This is a genomic window from Streptomyces sp. NPDC033131, assembly GCF_055578365.1.
In genome coordinates, this window is the sequence record NZ_JBVIPA010000048.1 from 12087 (window position 1) to 34842 (window position 22756).

20 protein-coding genes and 1 pseudogene are annotated in these 22756 nt (G+C 72.2%); 10 read left to right on the forward strand and 11 right to left on the reverse strand.

Features of this window, described 5'->3' with window-relative positions; genetic code table 11:
• Positions 1-499 precede the first annotated feature (499 nt).
• The 3 genes from ACZ5XS_RS38875 to ACZ5XS_RS38885 all read left to right on the forward strand — a co-directional run bounded on the left by ACZ5XS_RS38875 (position 500) and on the right by ACZ5XS_RS38885 (position 3733).
• On the forward strand, positions 500-670 hold the full coding sequence (locus tag ACZ5XS_RS38875) for a glycoside hydrolase family 97 C-terminal domain-containing protein (protein WP_468659521.1): 171 nt from the start codon (positions 500-502) through the stop codon (positions 668-670).
• Positions 671-1085: 415 nt separating this feature from the next.
• Positions 1086-2585, forward strand: a complete 1500-nt coding sequence (locus ACZ5XS_RS38880; protein ID WP_468659523.1) for an FUSC family protein — start codon at positions 1086-1088, stop codon at positions 2583-2585.
• A 107-nt stretch (positions 2586-2692) separates the two neighbouring features.
• Positions 2693-3733 (forward strand): lactonase family protein, encoded by a 1041-nt coding sequence (locus tag ACZ5XS_RS38885; RefSeq protein ID WP_468659525.1) that lies wholly within the window; start codon positions 2693-2695, stop codon positions 3731-3733.
• 116 nt (positions 3734-3849) lie between these two features.
• Here ACZ5XS_RS38885 and ACZ5XS_RS38890 read toward each other — a convergent pair whose 3' ends face one another.
• From ACZ5XS_RS38890 to ACZ5XS_RS38905, 4 genes are all read right to left on the reverse strand, one after another.
• Positions 3850-4773, reverse strand: coding sequence for a sirohydrochlorin chelatase (locus ACZ5XS_RS38890; RefSeq protein WP_468659527.1), 924 nt, complete (start codon positions 4771-4773; stop codon positions 3850-3852).
• A 183-nt stretch (positions 4774-4956) separates the two neighbouring features.
• Positions 4957-5937 carry an N-acetylglucosamine kinase gene (locus ACZ5XS_RS38895; protein ID WP_468659529.1) on the reverse strand — a complete coding sequence of 327 codons (981 nt, stop codon included), beginning with the start codon at positions 5935-5937 and terminating at the stop codon, positions 4957-4959.
• Entirely contained in the window at positions 5934-6611 is a 678-nt protein-coding gene (locus ACZ5XS_RS38900) for a uracil-DNA glycosylase (protein ID WP_383870202.1), read from the reverse strand. The genes ACZ5XS_RS38895 and ACZ5XS_RS38900 overlap by 4 nt, the downstream gene beginning before the upstream one ends.
• 73 nt (positions 6612-6684) lie before the next feature.
• Positions 6685-7770 (reverse strand): WD40/YVTN/BNR-like repeat-containing protein, encoded by a 1086-nt coding sequence (locus ACZ5XS_RS38905; RefSeq protein ID WP_468659531.1) that lies wholly within the window; start codon positions 7768-7770, stop codon positions 6685-6687.
• 287 nt (positions 7771-8057) lie between these two features.
• Here ACZ5XS_RS38905 and ACZ5XS_RS38910 point away from each other — a divergent pair, with 287 nt between their 5' ends.
• Together ACZ5XS_RS38910 and ACZ5XS_RS38915 are read left to right on the forward strand one after the other, a co-directional pair.
• On the forward strand, positions 8058-8642 hold the full coding sequence (locus ACZ5XS_RS38910) for an Rv1733c family protein (RefSeq protein ID WP_468659533.1): 585 nt from the start codon (positions 8058-8060) through the stop codon (positions 8640-8642).
• Positions 8643-8677: 35 nt separating this feature from the next.
• Complete coding sequence (locus ACZ5XS_RS38915; protein ID WP_468659535.1) at positions 8678-8902, forward strand: hypothetical protein; 225 nt, start codon at positions 8678-8680, stop codon at positions 8900-8902.
• A gap of 38 nt (positions 8903-8940) precedes the next feature.
• On the opposite strand, the gene ACZ5XS_RS38920 is transcribed toward ACZ5XS_RS38915, so the two are convergent.
• Together ACZ5XS_RS38920 and ACZ5XS_RS38925 are read right to left on the reverse strand one after the other, a co-directional pair.
• Positions 8941-10980, reverse strand: a complete 2040-nt coding sequence (locus ACZ5XS_RS38920; protein ID WP_468659536.1) for a HEAT repeat domain-containing protein — start codon at positions 10978-10980, stop codon at positions 8941-8943.
• A gap of 120 nt (positions 10981-11100) precedes the next feature.
• Positions 11101-12756, reverse strand: a complete 1656-nt coding sequence (locus ACZ5XS_RS38925) for an acyl-CoA dehydrogenase family protein (RefSeq protein WP_468659538.1) — start codon at positions 12754-12756, stop codon at positions 11101-11103.
• Positions 12757-12829: 73 nt separating this feature from the next.
• Between ACZ5XS_RS38925 and ACZ5XS_RS38930 the strand changes: the two genes are divergently transcribed.
• Entirely contained in the window at positions 12830-13588 is a 759-nt protein-coding gene (locus ACZ5XS_RS38930) for a PaaX family transcriptional regulator C-terminal domain-containing protein (RefSeq protein WP_468659540.1), read from the forward strand.
• A 60-nt stretch (positions 13589-13648) separates the two neighbouring features.
• Here the strand turns inward: ACZ5XS_RS38930 and ACZ5XS_RS38935 are convergent, their stop codons facing one another.
• Positions 13649-14443 carry a pectate lyase gene (locus tag ACZ5XS_RS38935; RefSeq protein ID WP_468659542.1) on the reverse strand — a complete coding sequence of 265 codons (795 nt, stop codon included), beginning with the start codon at positions 14441-14443 and terminating at the stop codon, positions 13649-13651.
• 31 nt (positions 14444-14474) lie between these two features.
• Entirely contained in the window at positions 14475-15452 is a 978-nt protein-coding gene (locus ACZ5XS_RS38940) for a pectate lyase family protein (RefSeq protein ID WP_468659544.1), read from the reverse strand.
• A gap of 311 nt (positions 15453-15763) precedes the next feature.
• On the opposite strand from ACZ5XS_RS38940, the pseudogene ACZ5XS_RS38945 reads away from it, so the two are divergent.
• The 3 genes and pseudogenes from ACZ5XS_RS38945 to ACZ5XS_RS38955 form a co-directional block, all read left to right on the forward strand.
• Positions 15764-16033 (forward strand): annotated as a pseudogene (locus ACZ5XS_RS38945) (non-reducing end alpha-L-arabinofuranosidase family hydrolase); the annotation flags it as partial.
• Between the two features lie 139 nt (positions 16034-16172).
• A complete protein-coding gene (locus ACZ5XS_RS38950) occupies positions 16173-16844 on the forward strand; it encodes a non-reducing end alpha-L-arabinofuranosidase family hydrolase (protein WP_468659546.1) in 672 nt (223 codons plus the stop codon).
• A 109-nt stretch (positions 16845-16953) separates the two neighbouring features.
• Positions 16954-18231 (forward strand): extracellular catalytic domain type 1 short-chain-length polyhydroxyalkanoate depolymerase, encoded by a 1278-nt coding sequence (locus ACZ5XS_RS38955; RefSeq protein ID WP_468659599.1) that lies wholly within the window; start codon positions 16954-16956, stop codon positions 18229-18231.
• Positions 18232-18328: 97 nt separating this feature from the next.
• On the opposite strand, the gene ACZ5XS_RS38960 is transcribed toward ACZ5XS_RS38955, so the two are convergent.
• Positions 18329-19408: an NADH:flavin oxidoreductase/NADH oxidase gene (locus ACZ5XS_RS38960; protein WP_468659548.1), complete on the reverse strand. Its 1080-nt coding sequence runs from the start codon at positions 19406-19408 to the stop codon at positions 18329-18331.
• A gap of 122 nt (positions 19409-19530) precedes the next feature.
• Between ACZ5XS_RS38960 and ACZ5XS_RS38965 the strand changes: the two genes are divergently transcribed.
• A complete protein-coding gene (locus tag ACZ5XS_RS38965; RefSeq protein WP_468659550.1) occupies positions 19531-19881 on the forward strand; it encodes an ArsR/SmtB family transcription factor in 351 nt (116 codons plus the stop codon).
• Here the strand turns inward: ACZ5XS_RS38965 and ACZ5XS_RS38970 are convergent.
• Together ACZ5XS_RS38970 and ACZ5XS_RS38975 are read right to left on the reverse strand one after the other, a co-directional pair.
• Positions 19804-21189 carry a nucleobase:cation symporter-2 family protein gene (locus ACZ5XS_RS38970; protein ID WP_468659552.1) on the reverse strand — a complete coding sequence of 462 codons (1386 nt, stop codon included), beginning with the start codon at positions 21187-21189 and terminating at the stop codon, positions 19804-19806. The genes ACZ5XS_RS38965 and ACZ5XS_RS38970 overlap by 78 nt on opposite strands.
• 128 nt (positions 21190-21317) lie before the next feature.
• Entirely contained in the window at positions 21318-22664 is a 1347-nt protein-coding gene (locus tag ACZ5XS_RS38975; RefSeq protein ID WP_468659554.1) for an FAD-dependent oxidoreductase, read from the reverse strand.
• Positions 22665-22756: the final 92 nt, after the last annotated feature.

Below are 22756 nucleotides of genomic sequence, written 5' to 3' on the forward strand. Positions count from 1 at the left end.
GCGCACCCGGTCCAGACCGTCTCGCGGCAGTGCCGAGCGATCCGGCGTCACCGCCGGCCGCCTTCCTCCACGTTTCGCTCCCGCGGCACCCCCGCATGCCGCCTCGCATGGGCCGTACGTGCCCCACGAAAGGCCCTCACCCATGCCCGAGTCGCCCATGACGTCTCCCGGCATACGCCGCACCCTCGTCGTATCCACCAGTGCCGCGCTCGGCGCCTCCGGGCTGTCCGCCTGCGGCGCAGCCTCTGTCGACCGCGGACCGGGCATCGGCGGAAGCAGCTCCAAGACGACGTTCACCGCGCACCGGCCCGCCCGCGTCACCCCGCGACCGTCACCGGGACCACCTTCACCGACGGCGTCCTCCGCGCCGATCTCGAACCGCTCTCCTGCACATGCTCCGCCTGACGCGCCGGCAGAGCTGACGACCTCGTCGCACCGACCACCCACGACCCCTGGGACGAACCGATGACAGCCATTGACCGCCCCCTGCCTCGGCGCGATGACCAACGAGACCGCCCGCACCCTGACGGTCCCACTGGACTTCCTCGACAGTGGCGTCGGCTACACCGCCACCCTCTACGCGGACGGAACGGCGGGAACCGTCCCGCGTGCCGCGCCCACCGTGACACCGTGGTCAGCAACCGGACGGTCACCTCCTCGACGACTCTGAGCATGGTGATGACCAGTGCGGGCGGTCAGGCGGTCATCCTCAGGCCGAGCTGACGCCGCGAGACCCGCTGCCGCCGTGCGGGCCCCTCCGGTGGGTGCGCGCCGTCTCCGGTGGAGTAGGTCCGGTGCTGCCCACGGCCTGGGTGAAGTCTGATCCATTGGTTTTCCACCGGCCGACGTCGAGGCCGATAAGCTGAACCATTGGCACAGTCAATGGGGTGGCACTTGAGCCATTGGGTCCCGAGCTGGTTGTCTTTGCCTATCCATGTACTTGGGGCGCCGCGTAGCGCCGGACGGCGACGAGGCCGGGTCCGGACCGCGGCGCCTTCGTCGTGCCTGCTTGTTGTCCGCCACCCGGGACGACCGTGGGCGGGACGCATACCACCGCGAGGGGGCGGCGCACCGCCGTGAAGAGGATGTTCGTGGCTCCGGACCCGGGGCGCTCGAGGCTGCGAATCGCGACCCGCGCGGTCATCGGTGTCGCCGCCGCCGTCGCCGTTTCCGAACGCTGCGGGCTGTCGCTCACCGCATCGATCACCGGAGGCCTCGCGGCACTGCTCGCCCTCTTCACGGTCACCGATGCGACCGTCCGTGACCAGCGGATCACCACCGTCCTGCTTCCCATCGCCGGATTCCCCGTACTGGCGCTTGCCACCGCACTGCACGGCATCACCCCGGCCCGAGACGCCGCGTTCCTGGCCGTCGTCTTCTGTGGGGTCTATGCCCGCCGCTGGGGCCCGCGGGGCCACGCGCTCGGGATCTTCGCGTTCATGAACTTCTTCATCACACAGTTCCTGCACGCGGCTCCCGCTCAGCTGCCCGAGCTGTACACCGCCGTGGGCCTTGCCCTCTTCGCGGCCGGCGCCACGCGCTTCGTGCTCTGGCCCATCGAGCGGGGTACCTCACCGGCGCCAGCCCCGCCGGCCCTGGCCGGCAGCGGACTGGCGCGGTCCACCACCCGGCAGGCCTTCCAGGCCACCGCTGCCTCGGCCGTCGCGCTTCTGGCCGGGCAGTTGCTGTCCGAAGAGCGCTGGTACTGGGCTGTCGGTACGGCCTGGTGGATCTTCGTCAATACGGCCTCCCGCGGCGAAACCCTGGTGCGCGGTTTCCGCCGGGTCGTGGGAACCGTGACCGGTATCGCCGTCGGCCTGCTGGTCGCCGTCCCGCTGCATGGCGCGCCCGCGCCGACGGCCGCCCTGGTCGCCGTCTGTGTCTTCGGCATCTTCTACACCGCCGCCGTGTCGTATTCATGGATGATGCTGGCAGTGACGGTGATGGTCAGCCTGCTGTACGGCCTGCTGGGCGTGCTGGACCCCAGCCTGCTCGGGCTCCGTCTGGCAGAGACCGGTGTCGGCGCGCTGTGTGCTGTGCTGGCGGTGCTCTTCGTACTGCCGATCACCACCCACACCGTCACCGACGCCTGGATCCAGCGCGCGCTGCGCTGCGTCCACGCGTGCACCGCGGAGGCCGCCACCCGCCTCGCCGGTTCGACGAGCGCCGACCCGGTGTCCCGGGTGGCCGAACTGGAGCAGCTGCTCGGACGGGTACGGCTGTCGGTCGCCCCGCTCGTCCACCCGCTCAACCCGATGCTCGGCCGCAAGCGGCGCGCCCGCCGGGTGCTGGCACTGCTCGACGACTGCGCCCGCGAGATCCGGGGCCTGGTCGCCGTGGCCGCCGACCCGGAGGCCTCGCACGACGCCCGCCTCGCAGCGGCCTGCCGGCGCGTCGAGGCCGCGGTCGAGGCGCTCGTCGGCGACGGGCTCGGCGCGGGCGCGCGCGACCACATCACGGTGCCCGCGCCACGGCCGCCCGCCGGGGAACCCGCACTGGCCCACCTGCACGGCCTGGAGCGCGCCCTCGCGGAACTCGCCGCGCCCCTGCGGAAGCCGTCGCGGTCGCCGCTGGTGGGTGCCTGAGGGCCCGGCCCCTGCGCAGTCCGGCGAATTCCACTCTTTTGGTCTAGACCTTGCGTGATCGGCTGCTACCGTCACCCGGAACGGCACCGGACCGAGAGGGGACCGCGGTGGCAGTCGGCGGCAGGCGGAGACAGCGGGCCTTCATCGGGTCCTTCACGGCGGCCGGAGGCCCCGGGATCGTGACGGCGGACGTGGACGCGTCCACCGGCGCGCTCACCGTCCTGAGCAGCCTGGACGGCATTCCCGACCCGTCGTACCTGGCCCTGGCGCCGGACGGGGACATGTTGTACGCGGTCAGTGAGACGGCCGAGGGCGCGGTGGCCGCGTACCGCGTGCGGGGCGACAAGCCCGAACCGGCCGGCCGGCCCGTGCCGACCGGCGCCAACGGGCCCACCCATCTCACCGTCCACGCTGGCCACGTCCTGACCGCCGACTACGGATCCGGCAGCGTCACCGCCGTGCCCGTCCGCCCCGACGGAAGCCTCGCGGACGCGCCGTCCGGCGTGCTCCGGCACACCGGCTCGGGCCCGCACACGCCCCGCCAGCAGGGCCCGCACGCGCACCAGGTGCAGCCCGATCCGAGCGGCCGCTGGACCGTCAGCGTCGACCTCGGCACCGACTCCGTGCGCGTGTGCACCCTGACCGACGGCGCTCCCGTCCTGCACCGGGAGACCGCCCTGCGGCCCGGCTCGGGGCCGCGCCACCTCGCCTTCCACCCCGACGGCTCGTACGCCTACGTCGTCAACGAGCTCACCCCGACCGTCACCGTCTGCTGCTGGGAGGCCGCGGACGGCACGCTGAAACCGCTGGTGGAGACGGCGATCCTGCCCGGCTCCCCGGGCGGGGACGCCTACCCGTCGGGCATCGCCGTCTCACCCGACGGCCGTTTCGTGTGGACCGCCACCCGGGGCGAGGACGTCCTGTCCACGTTCGCCGTCGAGGGCGACGGTGGGGGCCTGAGGCTGATCGGCACGGTGCCCTGCGGCGGCCGCTGGCCGCGGGCGATCACCGCATCTGGCGGCTTCCTGTACGCCGCGAACGAACGCTCCGGCGACGTGTCCTGGTTCGCCGTCGACCCGGAGACGGGTCTGCCGTGCCACGGCGGCTCGGTCGAGGTCCCCGCGGCGTCCTGCGTGGTCATCGGCTGAGCCCGAGGCCGTCGCCGGAGCCCGCCGCGGCACCGGCCGCCTCCGGTCCCGGACGCGGCGAGGGCCGCTCCCCGTGTGTGGAGCGGGCCCTTCGCCGTACGGTCGTGCCGTGCGCGTCAGCGGACCGGCGCGCCCTGCGGCTGCTGCGGGGCGATGCCCAGCGCGGTCGTGTACTTCGCCAGGGCCAGCTTGCCGATGGCCGGGTACGGGCCGAGCGGATCGGCGGCGGAGCAGTCCGCCTCCCTGGCCGCCTCCGCGACCAGCCCCGGGTCGATCTCCGGCCCTATCAGGTACGGCGCCAGCGCCAGCTGCTGCGAGCCCGAGGACCGCAGCTGCTCAGCGACGGAGGCGATCGAGCCCTCCTGGTCCAGCGCCGCGGCCATCACCGGCACGGCCAGGCGCGCGGCGAGCAGCATGCCGGTGATCCCGGCGGCCTGCACGGCCTCGTCACCGCCCACCGAGGCCAGGATGATGCCGTCCGCGGCGGTCGCCACCGTGAACAGACGGGCACGGTCGGCGCGGGCCAGACCGGCCTCCGACAGGCGCACGTGCAGTGCCTCGGCGAGCAGCGGGTGCGGGCCCAGCACGTCGGTCAGGTCGGCCGCGATCCGGCTGTCCATCACGGCCTGGCGGATCCGCCGCAGCAGCGCGCTGTCCGGGCCGGCGAGCAGCGGCACGACGACGGCCACGGGGCCTTCCGGCTCACGGACGTCCACACCGGCGGCCTTGGCCTGCTCGTAGCGGGCGGCGCGCTCCTCGGCGGCGTGCACCAGCACGGCCTGCAGCGTGGGGAACTCCGCGTCGTCCCCGTCGAGGTACCCGATCCGGGCGTCCAGACCGGGCAGCTCGGAGCGCGCGATGCTCACGACCTCGTCGGCGAGACTGCGCGTGGCGATGCCCGGGGTGCCCGGCACCGCGAGCACGAGCGCGGGCGCGCCCTCGGGAGCCGCCAGCGGCTCGGGTCGGCGGTGCCGCCCGGGCTGGCGAGGTCGCGGCATTCGTACTGGCAGGCCGGACGCGGGCCCAGTGGGGGAGCTCATGGCGTCGCATGTTACTGGCTTCCTGGGCTCCCCTGTTCGGGGAGGGTGCAGGTGAGCGGTATCCGTCCGGTTTTGTCTGATGAGTTACGTACGGATCCGAAGTGTTCAGAGGGTTTCGCGTCGGCCGGGCACAAGTCCCGGGGAGCGAAGCATTACTTGTCGGACACCTGTGGCGCCACGGGATCAATCACCCTTCACGGTCACCACGTACAGCATTCTCTCGTCACCCGGCAGAGTGAGCGAACCCGCGGCCAGGTCGGTCGCGATACGCACCGAGCCGTGCAGCGGATCGCCCTCGGCCGCCACCCGCCGCGCGTGCGGCAACCGCTTCGCAAGCTCCTCCTCCAGCGGTACGACGAGAGGGGCGCCCAACTTGAAAAGACCGCCGGCGAGCGCCACTCGGGGCTGTCCGGCCGACGGGCAGACGGCGGCCGCGGAGTCGGCCATGTGCCGGGCCGCGGACCGCAGGATGTCCGCAGCGACCGGGTCGTCGGCGGCGCACGCGGACACCTGGGGCGCGAACGAGGCGAGGACGGCGGGGCGGTCGGGGCGCGGGTACAGCTTGCCGGGCAGCTCCGGCATCGGGCCGAACAGCTCCTCGGCACACCTCAGCAGCCGTACGGAGCCGCCGTCCCGCCCGTCGTGAGCGCGCAGTGCCGCTTCCAGCCCGGCCCGGCCGATCCAGGCGCCGCCGCCGCAGTCGCCGAGCAGATGGCCCCAGCCGTCCGCGCGACGCCATCGCGCGAGGTCGGTGCCGATCGCGATCAGTCCGGTGCCGGCGGCGACGACCGCCCCGGCGTGCGGACCGAGGGCACCGGTGTAGGCGGTGACGGCATCGGCGACGAGGGCGGTCCTGCGGGCCCCGAACTCCCGTGCCAGGGCGCTCGGGAGTTCGGCGCGCATGGCCTCGCCGAGGGTGGCGAGCCCGGCGGCGCCGACGACGGCCGTGCTGAGCCCGGCGACGCCCGTCTCGGCGGTCAGCGCACGCACCATGGGCGCCAGTTGCTCCATGAAGTGCCCGGGATCGATTCCCCGGTCACCCGTGCGCACCGGTTCCCGCGACTCCCGCTGGGCGAGCGGACCGCGGCCGGGGGTACCGACGACGACGCGGAGGCCGGAGCCGCCGGAGTCGACGGCGAGGAATCCGTCCCCCGCTGCGGTCACGGCAGGCGCCAGTCCACCGGCTGTCCGCCCAGCCCGACGAGCAGGTCGTTGGCCCGGCTGAAGGGGCGGGAACCGAAGAAGCCGCGGTCGGCCGACATCGGCGAGGGGTGCGAGGACTCCACCGACGGCAGGCTGCCGAGCAGCGGACGCAGATTGCGGGCGTCGCGGCCCCACAGGATCGACACGAGCGGCTTGCCGCGCGCCGCCAGGGCGCGTATCGCCTGCTCGGTGACCTCCTCCCAGCCCTTCCCGCGGTGTGCCCCCGGACTGCGCGGCGCCGTGGTGAGCGCCCTGTTGAGCAGCAGCACGCCCTGCTGGGTCCACGGCGTCAGATCGCCGTTGGACGGCTGCGGCAGCCCCAGGTCGGTGTTCAGCTCGCGGAAGATGTTGATCAGGCTGCCGGGCAGCGGACGGACGTCCGGCGCGACCGAGAACGACAGGCCCACCGCGTGTCCCGGCGTCGGGTAGGGGTCCTGTCCGACGATCAGGACCCTCACCTCGTCGAAGGGCTGCTGGAAGGCCCGCAGGACGTTCGGTCCGGCCGGGAGGTAGGTGCGTCCCGCGGCGATCTCCGCGCGCAGGAAGTCGCCCATGTCGGCGATCCGCCCGGCGACGGGTTCGAGGGCCTGCGCCCAGCCCGGTTCGACGATTTCATGCAGGGGTCGTGGAGCCACGGGCGTCACCCTACTGCCGTACGGGCGGCGGAGATCAACCAGTGGCCAAGGCCCTTCGGTAACCGACTCCTGTTCATCCGACGACCGCGGCCCGCACGCACAGCACGTCCGGCAGGTGCGAGGCCAACTGCCGCCAGCTGTCGCCGTCGTCCGCCGACGCGAACACCTCGCCGTTGCGGTTGCCGAAGTACACGCCCGCCGGGTCGGAGTCGTCCGTGCACATGGCGTCCCGCAGGACCGTGCCGTAGTGGTCCTCCTGGGGCAGGCCCGCGGTGAGCGGCTCCCAGCTCTTGCCCGCGTCGGCCGTGCGGAAGACCCGGCAGCGCCGGTCGGCGGGCACCCGGTCCGCGTCCGCGGTGATCGGGAACACGTACGCCGTGTCGCCGCGGCGGGGATGGGCGGCCACCGCGAAGCCGAACGTGGACGGCAGGCCCTCGCCGATGTCCGTCCAGTGCGCGCCCGCGTCGTCGCTGCGGTACACCCCCCAGTGGTTCTGCAGGTACAGCCGGTCCGGGGTCGCCGCGTCCTGGGCGATCTTGTGCACGCACTGGCCGAACTCCGGGTTCGGGTCCGGGAGGAACACCGCGGAGACGCCGGAGTTGGACGGCTCCCAGCTGGCGCCGCCGTCCTTCGTACGGAAGACGCCCGCCGTCGACACGGCCACCGTCACCGCGCGCGGATCCCGCTTGTCGGTGAGTACGGTGTGCAGACCCTCACCGCCGCCGCCCGGCACCCACTTGGACCGCGTGGGGTGCTCCCACAGCGGGCGGACCAGCTCGAAGCTCTCGCCGCGGTCCTCGGAGCGGTACAGCGCGGCCGGTTCCGTGCCCGCGTACACCACGTCCGGCTCGGCCGCCGCCGGGTGCAGCTGCCAGACGCGCTCCAGCGAAGCGTCCGTGTCCTGCGGGAACTTGACGGCCGGCTGCGACGGCTCGGTCCAGGTCCGGCCCAGGTCGTCGGAATGGAACACGGACGGTCCCCAGTGCGCGCTGTCGCCGCCGGCCAGCAGCCGCGGACGCTCGCCGCGGGTGTCGATGGCGACCGAGTACACGGCCTGCGCGTTGAAGTAGGGGCTTTCGTCGAACTCCCAGGCGCCACCCCGCCTGCGTCCGATGAACAGGCCTTTTCGTGTGCCCACGGCGAGCAGTACTTCGGTCATGCCGGTCACCTCCGCGACGTCTTCGTCTCAGACACCCGCCAGTTTGCACCCCACCACTGACAGTCACCCCCGGAAAGGCTTCGCCGCAGGTCAGCGCGGCGAGGGTAGCTCGCCGGGGAGGTTCATGGACTTGGTTCGGGCAGATTCCGCCCCGTCGGGGGACCCGTGGACGGGCAGAGCGGGGAACTTGGCGTGAGCATAGAAGGGGCGTCTCCCGTATGGGAGTGCGAGTGCGGTACGGCGTGTTCGTGCGCTCACTTCTGGCGCTGATGAGGAGGATGCCTTCGATGGCGTTCCGTGGTCCGAGGGTGTGGCTGTGGCGCTGGCGGCGCAATCCGCTCAAACGCGGGGCCGACGTGCTGGAGGCCTGGGTGGTGCTCGGCGCCTGGGTGCTCACCGCCCTCGCCGGAGTACTCGCGGGCCTGGCGGTGACCTGGTCCGTCGAGCACGAACTGGCCCGGGAGCGCGCCGAGTGGCGGCCCGTCGCGGCCCACCTCACCGAGCAGGCGCCCGGAACCTCCGACGCACCCTCCGAGACGTCGACCGGCGAGCGGGTGTGGGCCGAGGTGCGCTGGCGCACGGCGGACGGCTCCGCGCACACGGGCCAGGTCCGGGTCCCGCCCGGCAGCACGTTCGGGGCCCCGGTCACGGTGTGGACGGATCCGGAGGGCCGCCTGGTCACCAAGCCGGCCACCGAGTCCCAGGCGCGGTTGCGGGCCGCAGTGATCGGCGGCCTGATCGGGGTGAGCGCCGGGGGTGTCCCCTTCGTGTGCGGACGGGTGCTGTGCGGCCGCCTGGAGCGCCGGCGCATGGAGCGGTGGGACGCGGAGTGGGCGCTGCTCGGCCCGCTGTGGGGGCGTACGACGGGCTGACCCCTCGGGTCGCGTGCCCGTGACACCGGGTCAACGTGCCCGTGAGACGCCCGCGGGCACTCTTCGCCGGCCAGGCCGGGAAGGTACTGCCCGGCCCGGTGCGGTGGGCCGAGGACGCGGCCACCAAGCGGCGCACCCCACTGTCACGGTGCGGCGCGCCGGACGCCGCTGAGGCCGCGGTCCGTCCGGGTCGGCAGGCGACGGCCGAGGAGCGGGCGCGGTCACTGCGGCGGTGGGCCGAGCGCACCGACGCGGCGTGAATGATCTCCACGGCACAGCGAGGGCCCACCCCGCCTGCCTATCCGTGGGCCGGCGCCGCGCGGCACAGCCTCAGCAACCGCTCGTCCCTCCAGATGTCGTCACTGCCACAGCGTCCGGGCAGCGCCAGATGGCGCCGCCGCCCGGCCAGCTCGGCCGCCATCAGGTCACGCAGGGGCGCCCCGGCCGGACCCGTCCCGGCGAGGCACTCGGCGATCGTGCCACGCGTGTCCGGGCTCTCCGCCCAGGCCGTTCGCAGCGTGGGAAGGACGGTTTCGGGGTGCCCGTCGATCCGCCACAGGGCACACGCGGCCGTGGCCCGCTCCCACGGGTGACCGGACCGTGTCAGAGACCGCAGCGCCGGCACCGCCGGGCGCGCCTGCGCACCCATGCGCGACAGCGCCCCCACGGCCGACCGGCGACGATGAGGCTCCGCGCCCGTCAAATCCCCCAGCAGGACGGGCAGCACGGCTGACGCGTCCCCCTCCACCTCCCACAGCGCACGCGCCGCCGCGCTCGCGTACCCGGTGTCCAGCAACTCCCGCAGCAGCGGCCCCGCCTCCCGCGCGGCGGACCCGAACATGCCCACCGTCCGGAGTGCGGCCTCGACGAAGGCGTCACCCGACCGCGGCCCGAGAAGCGGTCCCCGCACCAGCCGCAGCACTTCCGGCCAGGCCTCCTGGGCGCCACCGGACGGGTCACCCGGGCGGGCGTCCCCCAGTGCGCCGAGCACCGACAGCAGTGGCACGGCACGGGCGGACGTCTCAGGCGAGTCCAGGGGTATCTCCGCGAGCCCGCGCCGCACCACGTTCACCAGCGGCGCCACGTCCCGCCCCAGATGGCGGACCGTCTGCCCCAGATCACCGGGCACGACCGGCCCGGCCAACACCTCGGCCAGCACCGGCACCGCCCGCGGATCACCGCTGTGAGCGAGGGCCTTGAGCGGACCGCCGAGCATCGGCATCTCCTGCCCCCACCGCCGTACCCACAGGTCAGGACGGTCGGACACCAGCGCGGCGAGGTCGTCGGCGGCGGGGACGGCCAGTTCGCAGAGGTCCGTGAGGACGGACACCGCGGCATCGCGCAACCGGTCCTGCCCGGCTCCCAGTTGAGCCCCGATCAGCCTGACGAGCCCCGCGCAGTCCGCCCGCCACTCGCGCATCAGCGCCGCCGACATCCACACGGCGTTGCACCGGTCGGTCGCATCCGGGCAGGTCAGCTGCCCTTCCAGGAGGGCGATCCGGTCGTCGACCCGGTCGTCGAGCGCCCTGTGGAGGGTGCGTACCAACTGAGAGCCCTCCTCGTCCGAGGGCCGCAGCCGACGCAGCCGGCCGACGAGCGTGTCCGGGCCGGGAGCCTCGGCCTCCTCCGGCCGCGAGATGCGCGCCGCTGACCTCTGACCGAGCAGCCCGACGGCGAGGGGGACCAGGTCGGACGGCAGCCGGTCGGGGGCGCATTCCGCCAGCCGGCCGAGCGCGGCGAGCCGTACGGCGGGTCCGCAGGGCGCCGCGCTCTGCGCGACCAGCAGCTCCAGCGCCTCGGCAAAGTGACCGGGGTGCCGTCGTACGAACAGGCTCAGGCTCTCCGTCAGGGCGATCAGGACCCGGTCGTCCCGCTCCACGGTGATCCGTTCCCGCAGCAGGTCCAGCACCCGGGCCGGCTCGCCGGCGAACCGCACGACCGCGCCCACGGCGGCCCCGCGCACCGCCGCGTCGGCGTCCCCGCTCAGGCCGGCGAAGACCTCGGCGCGGGCGCGGACCGCGCGACCGGCCGGCGCGGCGGGGCCGCCCGCTCCCCGTTCCCCGCTCTCCTGCCCGATGCTCACCAGGAGTTCGACGATGCCGCCCCGGTCCGGCACCTCCGCATTTCCGGCGAGCGCGAACAGAAACGGAACGCAGGCCAGCGTCGAGTCGTACACGTCTCCCTGGGGGTGCACCGCGCCGTACATCCGGTCCAGCGCGTCCGCCCGCTCGGCCGGGTCCGCCGAGGCGAGCCCTCGCAGCCAACCGGGCACGTCCTCCGCACTGCCGTACGCATGCTGCAGTGAGGCCCAGTCGACCTCGTCGATCCCCGTGAACACGTTGTCCTCCCCAGGCGAAGTCCCCACTGATCGTGAGTCTGCACCACGGCACTGACAACGAAGCGGAATCGGGGGGCTACTGTGTGCGAACCGGCCGAGAAGGCCCCTGCGGGCGGCGTTTCAGCCGCCGTCGGGCAGTGCTCGGGCGAGGACGGCGTCCAGGTCGGTGGCGTCGGGGAGCGTGCCGAAGGCGTGCCCCCAGTCGCCTCCGAGCCGGCTCGCGCAGAAGGCGTCGGCGACGGCGGGCGGGGCGTACCGGACCAGGAGTGAGGCCTGCAGCGTCAGGGCCATCAGCTCCACCAGCCGCCGCGCACCGGCCTCGGAGGTCTGCGCCAGCTGTCCTTTCAGCCGCGTCACCGCCGCGTCCAGGCGAACGTCCGCGCCCTGGGCCAGGGCGAGTTCGGCGAAGAGGGCCTGAGCACTGCGGGACTCGCGTCGCAACGCCCTCAGGACGTCCAGTGCGTTGACGTTCCCCGAGCCCTCCCAGATCGACAGCAGGGGAGCCTCGCGGTAGTGGCGGGGCATGCCCGACTCCTCGACGTACCCGTTGCCGCCGAGGCACTCCAGGGCCTCCGCGGTGAAGGCCGGGCCCCGCTTGGTGACCCAGTACTTGCCGACGGCGGTCGCGATCCGGCGGAACGCCGCCTCGTCGGCGCCCCCGCGCACCGCCCGGTCGGCCGCGCCGGCCAGCCGCAGGGCGAGCGTCGTCGCCGCCTCCGACTCCAGCGCGAGGTCACCCAGGACGTTGCGCATCAGCGGCTGGTCGACGAGGCGCGCGCCGAACGCGCTGCGATGGCGCACATGGTGGCCCGCATCGACGAGCGTCCTGCGCATGAGCGTCGCCGACATCATCACGCAGTCCAGGCGGGTGCAGTTGACCATCTCGATGATCGTCTTGACGCCCTGACCCTCGGGACCGACCAGCCAGGCCACCGTCCCGTCGAACTCGGGCTCGGAGGAGGCGTTCGACCGGTTGCCCAGCTTGTCCTTCAGCCGCTGGATGCGGAACGTGTTGCGGCTCCCGTCGGGCAGCACCCGCGGCACGAGGAAGCAGGACAGTCCGTCCGGGGCCTGCGCCAGCACCAGGAACAGGTCGCACATCGGCGCCGACGTGAACCACTTGTGCCCGCGCAGCGTGTACACGCCCGGTTCGGCGGTGGGCGTGGCCGCCGTCGTGTTGGTGCGGACGTCGGAGCCGCCCTGCTTCTCCGTCATCCCCATGCCCGCCAGCAGGCCGCGCTTCTCGGTCGGCACCCTGAGCTCCGGGTCGTACGCGCGGCCGGTCAGCAGCGGTTCGTAGATCTTCGCGAGCTCGGGCTGGCGGCGCAGCGCGGGGATCGCCGCGTACGTCATCGAGGTGGGACAGCCGTGGCCGGCGTCCGTCTGCCCCCACACCAGCCCGCCCGCGGTACGGGCGACATGGGCTCCGGGCCGGTCGTCCGCCCAGGGCGCGCCCGCCAGCCCCTCGCCGACCGCGACCCGCATCAGGTGGTGCCAGCTGGGGTGGAACTCGACCTCGTCGACGCGGTTGCCGTACCGGTCGTGCGTCCGCAGTTCGGGTTCATGGCGGTTGGCCAGTTCGGCCCACTCCTGGGCCTGCACGCTGCCGGCCCTGAGGCCGAGCCGCCGGATGCCCTCCTCGGCCCATCCGGCGCCCTCCCGGCGCAGCCCCTCAAGGAGGGCCGTGTCCCCGGACGCGTCGTAGGGAGCCAGGGGAGGGGGCTGGTTGGTGACGTCGTGCGTGGCGTACCGCTCGTGCTCGGGTGTGAGGACCATACGGGGAGTGTTGCACTCTCACTGCGGTCGCAGCAATGATGCAACATGAAGGCCGCCCGTAAAGTACGTGCCCATGCGGATGAACGCGACGGCCCAGCCCGGCGAGGCCGACCTGCGCCCCCTGTCCGCGCGGTCGGTCGTCCTGAGCCTGCTGCTGGGTGTGCATCCACCGGAGCTGGCGGCGAAGGACCTCGTGCGCGCCGTGGAGCCGTTCGGCGTCGGCGGGTCCACCCTGCGGGCGGCGCTCAGCCGGATGACGGCGGCGGGCGATCTGCGGCGCACCGACGGTGGCTACCGCCTGAGCGACCGGCTGCTGGAACGCCAGCGCCGCCAGGACGACGCCGTGCACCCGCACGCGCGCGCGTGGGGCGGCGACTGGGAGATGGTCGTGATCACCGCGACGGGTCGCGGCGCCGCCGAACGGGCCGACCTGCGCTCCCGGTTGGCAGCCCTCCGGCTCGCCGAGCTCCGCGAGGGCGTCTGGCTCCGGCCCGACAATCTGCTCCGGCCGCTGCCCGGCGACCTCGACCAGGTGGCTCAGCATTATGCGGCCCGCCCCGATCGGCCCGCACGTGAACTGGCGGCGAGCCTGTGGCCGCTCGCCTCCTGGTCCGGCACGGCTCGGGCACTGCTCGCCCACGTCGCCCGCGCGGACCGGCCCGCCGACCGCCTCACCGCCTTCGCGGCCGTCGTGCGCCACCTGCTCGCCGACCCCGTGCTGCCGCCGGAACTCCTGCCCGCCGACTGGCCGGGCGCGGATCTGCGCGCCGCGTACGCGGGCTACCAGCGGGAGATCACCGGGGCGGCGTGGGCGCGCGGGCACCGGGCATGACACGGCGGCCGTGCGAAGCGCCGTGCGGGGGCGCTTCGTACGGCCGCCTTCACCAGGGGGCTACCTGTAGGTGACGTCCGAGGTGCTGTACAGGCAGTTCGTGCTGTCGGGGCCGGTTCCGACAGCGGTGTTGTTGTTGTACTTCTGGCAGGGAACGACCTTCCGGCCGGCGTCGTTCAGGATCGTGATGTTGCGCAGGGTGGCCACGTCGTTGCGGTTGACGTTGATGCCGACGAGCCGGGCGGTGGTGCCTGTCCCGGTCACCTCGATGGTGTTGAGGTTGACCTTCCGCGTGTGCTGCGTGGAGCAGTCACCGCAGGAGCGGTAGAGCGTCTTGAACTCCTGGACCGCGAAGTTGGAGATGTTCAGCGTGCCGCCGCCGTTGTGCTGGAAGACCTTGTCCGCGGCCTTCTTCGCGCCTCCACCGATCACGTGATAGGTGGCACCCGTGCCGCCCCGGAAGGTGGCGGCGTCCTCGCCGACGTCCTCCCACCAGACGTTCTGCAGCGTGCAGCTGCCCTCGCAGTGGATGCCGTCGGCGGCCGGCCCGCCGAGGATGACGTTCTTCAGCACCGCGCCGTTCGCGAGCCTGAAGATCGGGTCCTGTCCCTCCTCCTGGCCGTCGCCGGCCAGGTCCCCGGTTCCGTAGAACCGCTTCATCGCGTAGTCCTTGGTGCCGGACACGGGGATGGTGGCGGAGGTGCCCTGGCTGCCGTTCGCGGTGGGCCAGGTGGCGGCGTTCGCCGGAGTGGAGAGGGCGCCGTCTGTCATGATCATGCCAACCGCTAAGCCGAGAGCGGCCAGCATGCCGGTCAGCGCGCGCACGCGGGTGCGCGGATGTGCCGAAGAAGTCATGTCCCGAATCCTTCTTCCCTGTCGGGGGTGGTCAGAGCTTTCCGGTGCCCGCGCCGCTCGTCACCGAGGCGACGACGGAGGAGGCGGGCTCGGCGGTGTAGCTGTACGGAGCGGTGGTGAAGGTGCCGACCCGCGAGACCTCGGTGGCGGCTCCACCCAGGTCGTTGCCACGCGGGTTGGCGAATCCGTCGACGTCACTGCTGCGGTTCGTGGTGACCGCGACCTTCGTCGAACGGAAGACGTTGTTCTCCACGAGCATCTGAGCGCCCATACGGGAGTGCACGGCGGTATCGGCGCCGACGACGTAGTTGTCGTAGAAGTGTCCGGTGCCGAAGCGCAGGCTCGGGATGCGCGAGTAGACGTTGCTGAACTGGTTGTGGTGGTACGTCACCTTCAGGTGCCCGGTGTCCTCGCTCGCGTTGTTGTCGCTGTGACCGGCGAGCGAGCCCTTGAAGTGGTCCTTGAAGGTGTTCCAGGACACCGTGACGTTGTCGGAGCCGTGGTTGATGTCCAACAGCCCGTCGTAGTGGTCCTTGTCGTGGTCCCGGTCGGCCGAGAAGGAGTTGTGGTCGATCCACACCTTCGTCGACGCCTCGACGGTGACGCCGTCGGCCGGCGCGAGCGGCTTGCTGATGTTCAGGTTGCGGATCACGACGTTCGTGACCTTCTTCAGGCGCAGCCCGCCCCCGGTGAACCCGGACGACGAACCGACGCCCAGAACCGTGGTGTTGGAGCCGACGTCGACCTGACCGCTCAGTGGGATCAGGCCGTTGACCTTGACGACCTTGGCCGAGTTGCCGGTCACCGCCGTCCTGAAGGCGGCCAACGACGAGACCGTGACCGCCGTGGCGCCGCCGCCGCCGGTCGCGCCGGCGCCGAAGCCGATCGGCGAATTCTCGGCGGCGCCGGCCGGCTGGGGGACGGCCGGCACGGCGACCTTCGCCAGAGCGACCGCGCCGGCCGCTGACGCTGATCTTTGCGTGTGCGTATGTGGGGGGAGAGTACGCATGCGGGTGCGTCCCTTCGCGGTGCTTGGTCATTCATGTGAATGACCGTTGTTCGTCATGGTGATCGCCGCGGACGTACAGAGTGGCCGTGTAGGCGTGGGGTGATCCGACGCGGTCACACTGCTGAACGGAACGTAGAGGGCAAGCGCTTTCTAGTCAACGCTTCGCGCAGAACACATCCGGCCGCTCCTGGTGGGGCGGGCGAGCGAATTCTTTCGTTGTGTGGGAGCGCTTCCACGTCAGCCATGTGCATGCCACGATGCTCGGCGGATGCCTTCCTTCCGTGAGAGGCCGGTCGATGACGACTCCACGTATGCGTACGTACGTCAGTGGGCTTGTGCTCGCCTTGCCGGCCGTCGGTCTGGCGACCCTGTCGCCCGGCCCGGCGGCCGCAGGTGACCTGGGGGCCGGTCGGCCGGACCCGCTGCCCGGCTCCTTCACCTGGTCCTCGACCGGCCCGCTGATCGCTGCCACGCCTGACGCCGGTCACCCGGTCGTCTCGGTGAAGGACCCGACGGTGTTCCGCCACAAGAACCGCTGGCACGTCTACGCGACCATCGCCGACACCGCCGGCCGGTGGAGCCTGGCCTACAGCGGCTTCAGGGACTGGTCCCAGGCGGCGGCCGCACCGCAGACCTTCCTGGACGCCAAACCCGAACATCGGCAACCGCTACGCCGCCGAGCCCCAGGTGTTCTACTTCGCCCCGCAGAAGCTCTGGTACATGGTTTCCCGGACGGGTCCGCCGTCCTACTCCACCACCGCCCCCTCCGAACCCAAGAGCTGGAGCGCCCCGCGCTACTTCTTCGACAGCGAGCCCCCCGTACTCACGGAGAACAAGGGCAGCGGGTTCTGGCTGGACTTCTGGACGATCTGCGACAAGACCGACTGCTGTCTGTTCTTCTCCGACGACAACGGCCACCAGTACCGCTCGCGGACCACGCGCGCCGAGTTCCCGAACGGGTTCCGCGACACCGAGATCGTGCTGGCCGAACCCAACCGCTCCGACCTCTTCGAGGCGGGCAACGTCTACCGTCTCGGCAAGAGCGGCAAGTACCTCATGCTCGTGGAGGCGCCGGCCACCAAGTCCGACTGGCGGCGCTACTTCCGGGCCTGGACGGCCGACAGCCCGGGCGGCACCTGGACCCCGCTCGCGGACACCGGGGCGGGCGCCTTCATCCGCGCGGACAACGTGACCTTCGAGGCCGGGCAGCCTGCCTGGACCAAGGACTTCAGCCACGGCGAGCTGATCCGGGACGGCGTCGACCAGACCCTCACGATCACCCCCTGCCGACTGCGGTTCCTCTACCAGTGCCTCGACCCGGCGGCCGGCGGTGACTCCTCCCGACTGCCCTGGAAGCCGGCCTTGTCGACCCAGACGAACTCCACCTGCTGAACGGCCACAGCCAAGGAAACGCCGAACCACGTCCCCTGAGCCGCGACCAGAAAGGGACAAGGACGTGCCCGACACCCCCCGTAACCCCCATGGAAGTCCCCTGCGTTCGGTGCTCGTGACGCTGCTCGCGGCACTGGTGCCGTTGCTCGCGGTCACCCTTCTCACCGCGCCGACGGCCACGGCCCGCCCCGAACGGGCAGCCGCGGCACCCACCGCGACGCTCACCGAAGTCACGGACTTCGGCACCAATCCCAGCAACCTCCAGATGTACCTGTACGTGCCGGACAGCGTCACCGCGAAGCCCGCGGTCGTGGTCGCCGTGCACTACTGCACCGGCTCCGGACCGGCCATGTACACCAACACGGAGTGGGCCTCTCTGGCCGACCGCTACGGGTTCGTGGTCGTCTACCCCTCCGTCACCCGCGCCAGCAAGTGCTTCGACGTCTCCTCACCCCAGGCGCTGAAGCGGGGCGGCGGCAGCGACCCCGTCGGCATCAAGTCGATGGTCGACTGGGTCAGCCGCACCTACTCCGCGGACCCGGCGAGGATCTTCGCCACCGGCATCTCGTCCGGCGCGATGATGACGAACGTCCTGCTGGGCGACTACCCCGACGTCTTCTCGGCGGGCGCCGCCTTCTCCGGCGTACCGTTCGGCTGCTTCGCCACCACCGACGGCTCCGAGTGGAACAGCGCCTGCTCGGGTGGCACGGTGACCCACACCCCGCAGGAGTGGGGCGATCTGGTGCGCGCCGCCTACCCCGGCTACACCGGACCCCGGCCGCGCATGCAGGTATGGCACGGCACCGAGGACGACGTGCTGCGCTATCCCAACTTCGGGGAGGAGATCAAGCAGTGGACGAACGTCCTGGGCGTCAGCCAGACCCCGGCCGCCACCGACACACCCGTCGCCGGCTGGAACCGCACCCGCTACGGCGGCACGGGTGACCGTGCCCCGGTCGAGGCGATCAGCCTCCAGGGCATCGGCCACAACCTCTACGTCACCGGCATGGCGGCCCGCGCCCTCACCTTCTTCGGCCTGGACGGTTCGGGGCCGGCACCCCAACCCCAGCCCGGCGCCTGCAAGGTGACGGCCTCCACCAGTGCCTGGAACACGGGCCTCACCGCTTCCGTCACCCTCACCAACACCAGCACGACGGCGATCAACGGCTGGACACTCGGCTTCACGCTTCCGGCCGGCCAGACCATCACCAACGGCTGGGGCGCCACGTACACGCCGTCCTCCGGGGCGGTGACGGCGACGAACGTCTCGTACAACGGCACGCTCGCCCCGAACGCGAGCGTCACGCTCGGCTATCAGGCCAACCACACCGGGAACAGCGCGGCCCCGGGCGCGTTCACGCTCAACGGGACGGCCTGTACGGGGTGACGTTCCGGGTCGCCGGGCGGCCGGGGTTCCCGGCCGCCCGGCGACCGTGTCGTTGTCGGTACGGCGGAACGCGCCCCCTGCACGAGGCCGGCGATGCTCAGACCGACCGGTGGTACTGGTCCGGCACGTGCACGTCCCCGCCCAGTTCCCGCGCCGCCTGCCGGGCCCACGAGGGGTTGCGCAGCAGCTCGCGGCCCAGGAACACGGCGTCCGCCTCCTCGTTGGCCAGGATCTTCTCGGCCTGTTCGACGTCGGTGATGAGGCCGACCGCGGCGACCGGGAGGGACGTCTCGGCCTTGACGCGAGCGGCGAAGGGCACCTGGTAGCCGGGGCCGGTCGGGATACGGACGCCGGAGGCGTTGCCGCCGGAGGAGACGTCGAGCAGGTCGATGCCGTGGGCCAGCAGATCGCGGGCGAAGCGGACGGTGTCGTCCGGTGTCCAGCCGCCCTCCGCCAGCCAGTCCGTAGCCGAGACGCGGAAGAACAGCGGCTTGTCGTCCGGCCAGACCTGCCGTACGGCGTCGACGACTTCGAGGGCGAAGCGGGTGCGGTTCTCGTACGAGCCGCCGTAGGCGTCGGTGCGGTGGTTGGAGTGCGGGGAGAGGAAGTTGCCGATCAGATAGCCGTGGGCGCCGTGGATCTCGGCGACCTCGAAGCCGGCGGCGAGGGCGCGACGGGCCGCGTCCGCGAACTGACCGACGGCCTCCCGGATCTGGTCGACCGTCAGCTCGGTCGGCACCGGGTGGTTCTCGTCGAACGCGAGCGGGCTGGGCCCCACCGGCTGCCATCCATGCGCGTCCGGCCCGAGCGGCGCGCCGCCCGTCCAGGGCCGGTCGGTCGAGGCCTTGCGGCCCGCGTGGGCGAGCTGGATGCCCGGGACCGTGCCCTGGGACACCAGGAAACGGGTGATCCGGCGGAACGCCTCGACCTGGGTGTCGTTCCAGATGCCGAGGTCGTGCGGGGAGATCCGGCCCTCGGGGCTGACGGCGGTGGCCTCGACGACGATCAGGCCCGTGCCGCCGGCCGCGCGGGCCGCGTAGTGCGCGAAGTGCCAGTCGTCGGGCGCACCGGCGTCCGGTCCGTCCGGTGCCGCCGAGTACTGGCACATCGGGGGCATCCACACCCGGTTGGGGATGGTCACGTCACGCAGGCTGAGGGGCTGGAAGAGGGCGCTCATGAAGAACTGCTCCGATCGTCGCGGGGCCGATGGACGACTCGTACGATAGGCATCGTAGTACGGTGGATGTCAAACTACGAGACCTCTCGTACAATGGGGCACCCCGAGCATGTGGAGCAGCCGTGACCTCCCCCGCCGTCAGTAGCCGTGACCTCCCGCATCCGGCACGCGAGGAGGTCCGGCTGGAATCCGTGCTGCACGCGCTGTCGGACCCGATGAGGCTGCGGATCGTGCGAGAGCTCGCCGCCGTCGGCGACGAGCTCTCCTGTTCGCGCTTCGACCTGCCCGTGACCAAGTCCACGACCACGCACCACTTCCGGGTGCTGCGGGAGGCCGGCGTGATCCGGCAGGTCTACCGGGGCACGGCCAAGATGAACGGCCTGCGCCGGGACGACCTAGACGACCTCTTCCCGGGACTTCTCGACGCCCTCCTCGATGCCGCCGCCCGGCAGGCCGTCCGCGTCGGAGGGTGACCCCGCCCTCGCCGGCAGGTGGTTGAAGAGCAGGTTCAGGACGATCGCCGTCAGGCAGCCCGCGCTGATGCCGCTGGTCATCACCGTCTGGAACCAGTCCGGGAACTTCTCGTAGATCGTCGGCACGCCGACCGGCAGCACGCCCATGGCGACCGAGACGGCCACCACGGTCAGGTTGTTGTTGCCCCTGAAGTCCACCTGGGCCAGCGTCCTCAGGCCGCTCGCGGCGACCGTCCCGAACATCACCAGGCCCGCTCCGCCGAGGACCGGCGCCGGGACGGCCGCCACCACCGCGCCCAGCTTGGGGAGCAGGCCGAGCAGGACGAGGATGCCGCCCGCGACGGCGACGACCCAGCGGCTGCGCACCCGGGTCATGCCGACCAGGCCGACGTTCTGCGCGTACGCCGTGTACGGGAAGGTGTTGAAGACGCCGCCCAGGACGGTGGAGAGGCCGTCGGCGCGCAGTCCGTCGGACAGGGAACGCGGGTCCACCTTCCGGTCGGTCATCTCGCCGACCGCGATGAAGTCACCGGTCGTCTCGGTCATGCACACCAGCGCAACCACCAGCATCGAGATGATCGCCGACGCCTCGAAGGTGGGCGCCCCGAAGTGGAACGGCGTGCTGATGCCGACCCAGTCGGCGTTCTGGACCCCGTCGAAGTCGGTGAAGCCGAAGGGCACGGCGACGGCCAGGCCGACCGCGATGCCGATGAGCACCGCGATCCGGCTCAGGAACTCCGGCGCGAAGCGCTGCACGCCCAGCACCACCGCGAGCACGAAGGCGGCCAGAGCGATGTTCTTCGGCTCCCCGAAGTCCTCAGCGCCGACGCCGCCCGCCACCCAGTTGCCCGCGACCGGCAGCAGCGAGATGCCGATGACCAGGATGACCGTGCCCGTCACGAGCGGCGGGAAGAACCGCAGCAGCCTGCCGAAGACCGGCGCGAGCAGCACGATCGCGAGCCCCGCGACGATCACCGAGCCGTAGATCGCGGGCAGTCCGCCGCCCGTCGTACCGATGAGCACCATCGGCGACACGGCCGCGAACGTACAGCCCTGCATGATCGGCAGCCGCACACCGAACCGCCAGAAGCCGATGCACTGGATCAGCGTGGCGATACCGCACACCAGCAGGTCCGCGGTGATCAGGTACGCCAGGTCCGCGGCCGACAGCTTCATCGCACCGCCGACGATCAGCGGCACGGCCACCGCACCCGCGTACATCGCGAGCACGTGCTGGAGACCGAAGGCGGCCAGTTGCCGTACGGGTGGGACCTCGTCGACGGGATGCACGGGTGCGGTCGTTGCCATGGGCACTCCAGAGCGGCGGATGGCTGGGGACATACGAACAGCACGTGACCGTACGAGGCTTGAACAGTTTGTTGATTTCTGTGCTGTTGCCGATGTGTGTCATGCCCACCCAGTTGTCCGCGAAGCCGCTAAGGGGCGGTCGATCGCGCCGCCATCAGCAGGGACTCCCAGTCCGGCAGCTTCACCACACCCCGCCCGAGAGACGCCCCGAGCTCGGCCTCGGCCCGCTCGATCGCCTGCCAGCCCGCCCACTGGACGGGACGGATCCCGTCGGCCCGCAGTGCCTCGAGCGGGTCGCCGGCGAGGTCTTCGTGTACGAGCACGGGGGCGTCCTCCAGCAGCGACGTCACCGTCTCCTTGGCGCACGGACGGTTGGTGCCGATGACGCCCGTCGGGCCTCGCTTGATCCAGCCCGCCACGTACTCGCCCGGCGCGACCGCGCCCTCGCGCAGCACCCGCCCGGCGACATTGGGTACCGTGCCGCTCGCCGGGTCGAACGGCAGCCCCTCCAGCGGCACCCCCCGATAGCCCACCGAACGCAGCACCAGCTGGGCCTCGATCTCCTCGAAGACGCCCGTGCCCGTGACCCCGCCGCGCCCGTCCGGCGCCGTCCGCTCGAACCGCACCGCGCCCACGCGCCCCGCGTCGGCGAGCAGTTCGACGGGCCGCAGGAAGAACCGCGGCCGGATCCGATGGGGTGCGGGCTGCCGTGCCCCGCCCTCCGCCCAGCCGCGCAGCACCTCCACGTTGCGACGCTGCGCCGCGGGCAGCCCGGACGGGTCGACGTAGGCCGGGTCCAGGGCCAACTCCGCCGGGTCGACGGCGACTTCGGTGCCCGGCAGGGCGCCCAGCTCGCGCAGCTCCTTGGTGGTGAAGCGGGCCTGGGAAGGGCCGCGCCGCCCCACCATGTGGACCTCGCTCACCTGGCTCGCGGCCAGCGCGGTGAGCGCCGCCTGCGGCATGTCGGTCGGGCTCAGCTCCGCGAGGCCCCGGGCCAGCATCCGCGTGACGTCCACGGCGACGTTCCCCACGCCGATGACCACCGCCGAGCGGGCGCCGATCACGAAGCCGTCGGCCGCGGAGTCGGGGTGTGCGCTGTACCAGGACACGAACTCCGTCGCCGACCAGCTGCCGGGCAGGTCCTCACCGGGGATCCCGAGGTGCCGGTCGGTCGCGGCGCCCACGCAGTACACGACGGCGTGGTACAGCCCGCGCAGTCGGGCGGCCGGCACGCCCCCGGGGCCGACCGGGACACCGCCCAGGAAGCGCACCCGCTCGTGCTCCAGGACCGTGCGCAGATTGTTCTGCAGCGACTTGATCTTCTCGTGGTCCGGCGCCACGCCGTACCGCACCAGGCCGTAAGGGCACGGCAGCCGGTCCAGGACGTCGACACGCACTTCGGGGTCCTGCTGGACCAGGCTCTGGGCGGTGTAGCACCCGCTCGGTCCCGAGCCGACGACGGCGACATGCAGCACGGCGGAACTCCTCACCCAGGGACCCGGGGGGTCGACGGGAGATCGCTGTCACCTCCAGCATGGCACCGCCGCCGCTCCGCTGACAGGGTGCG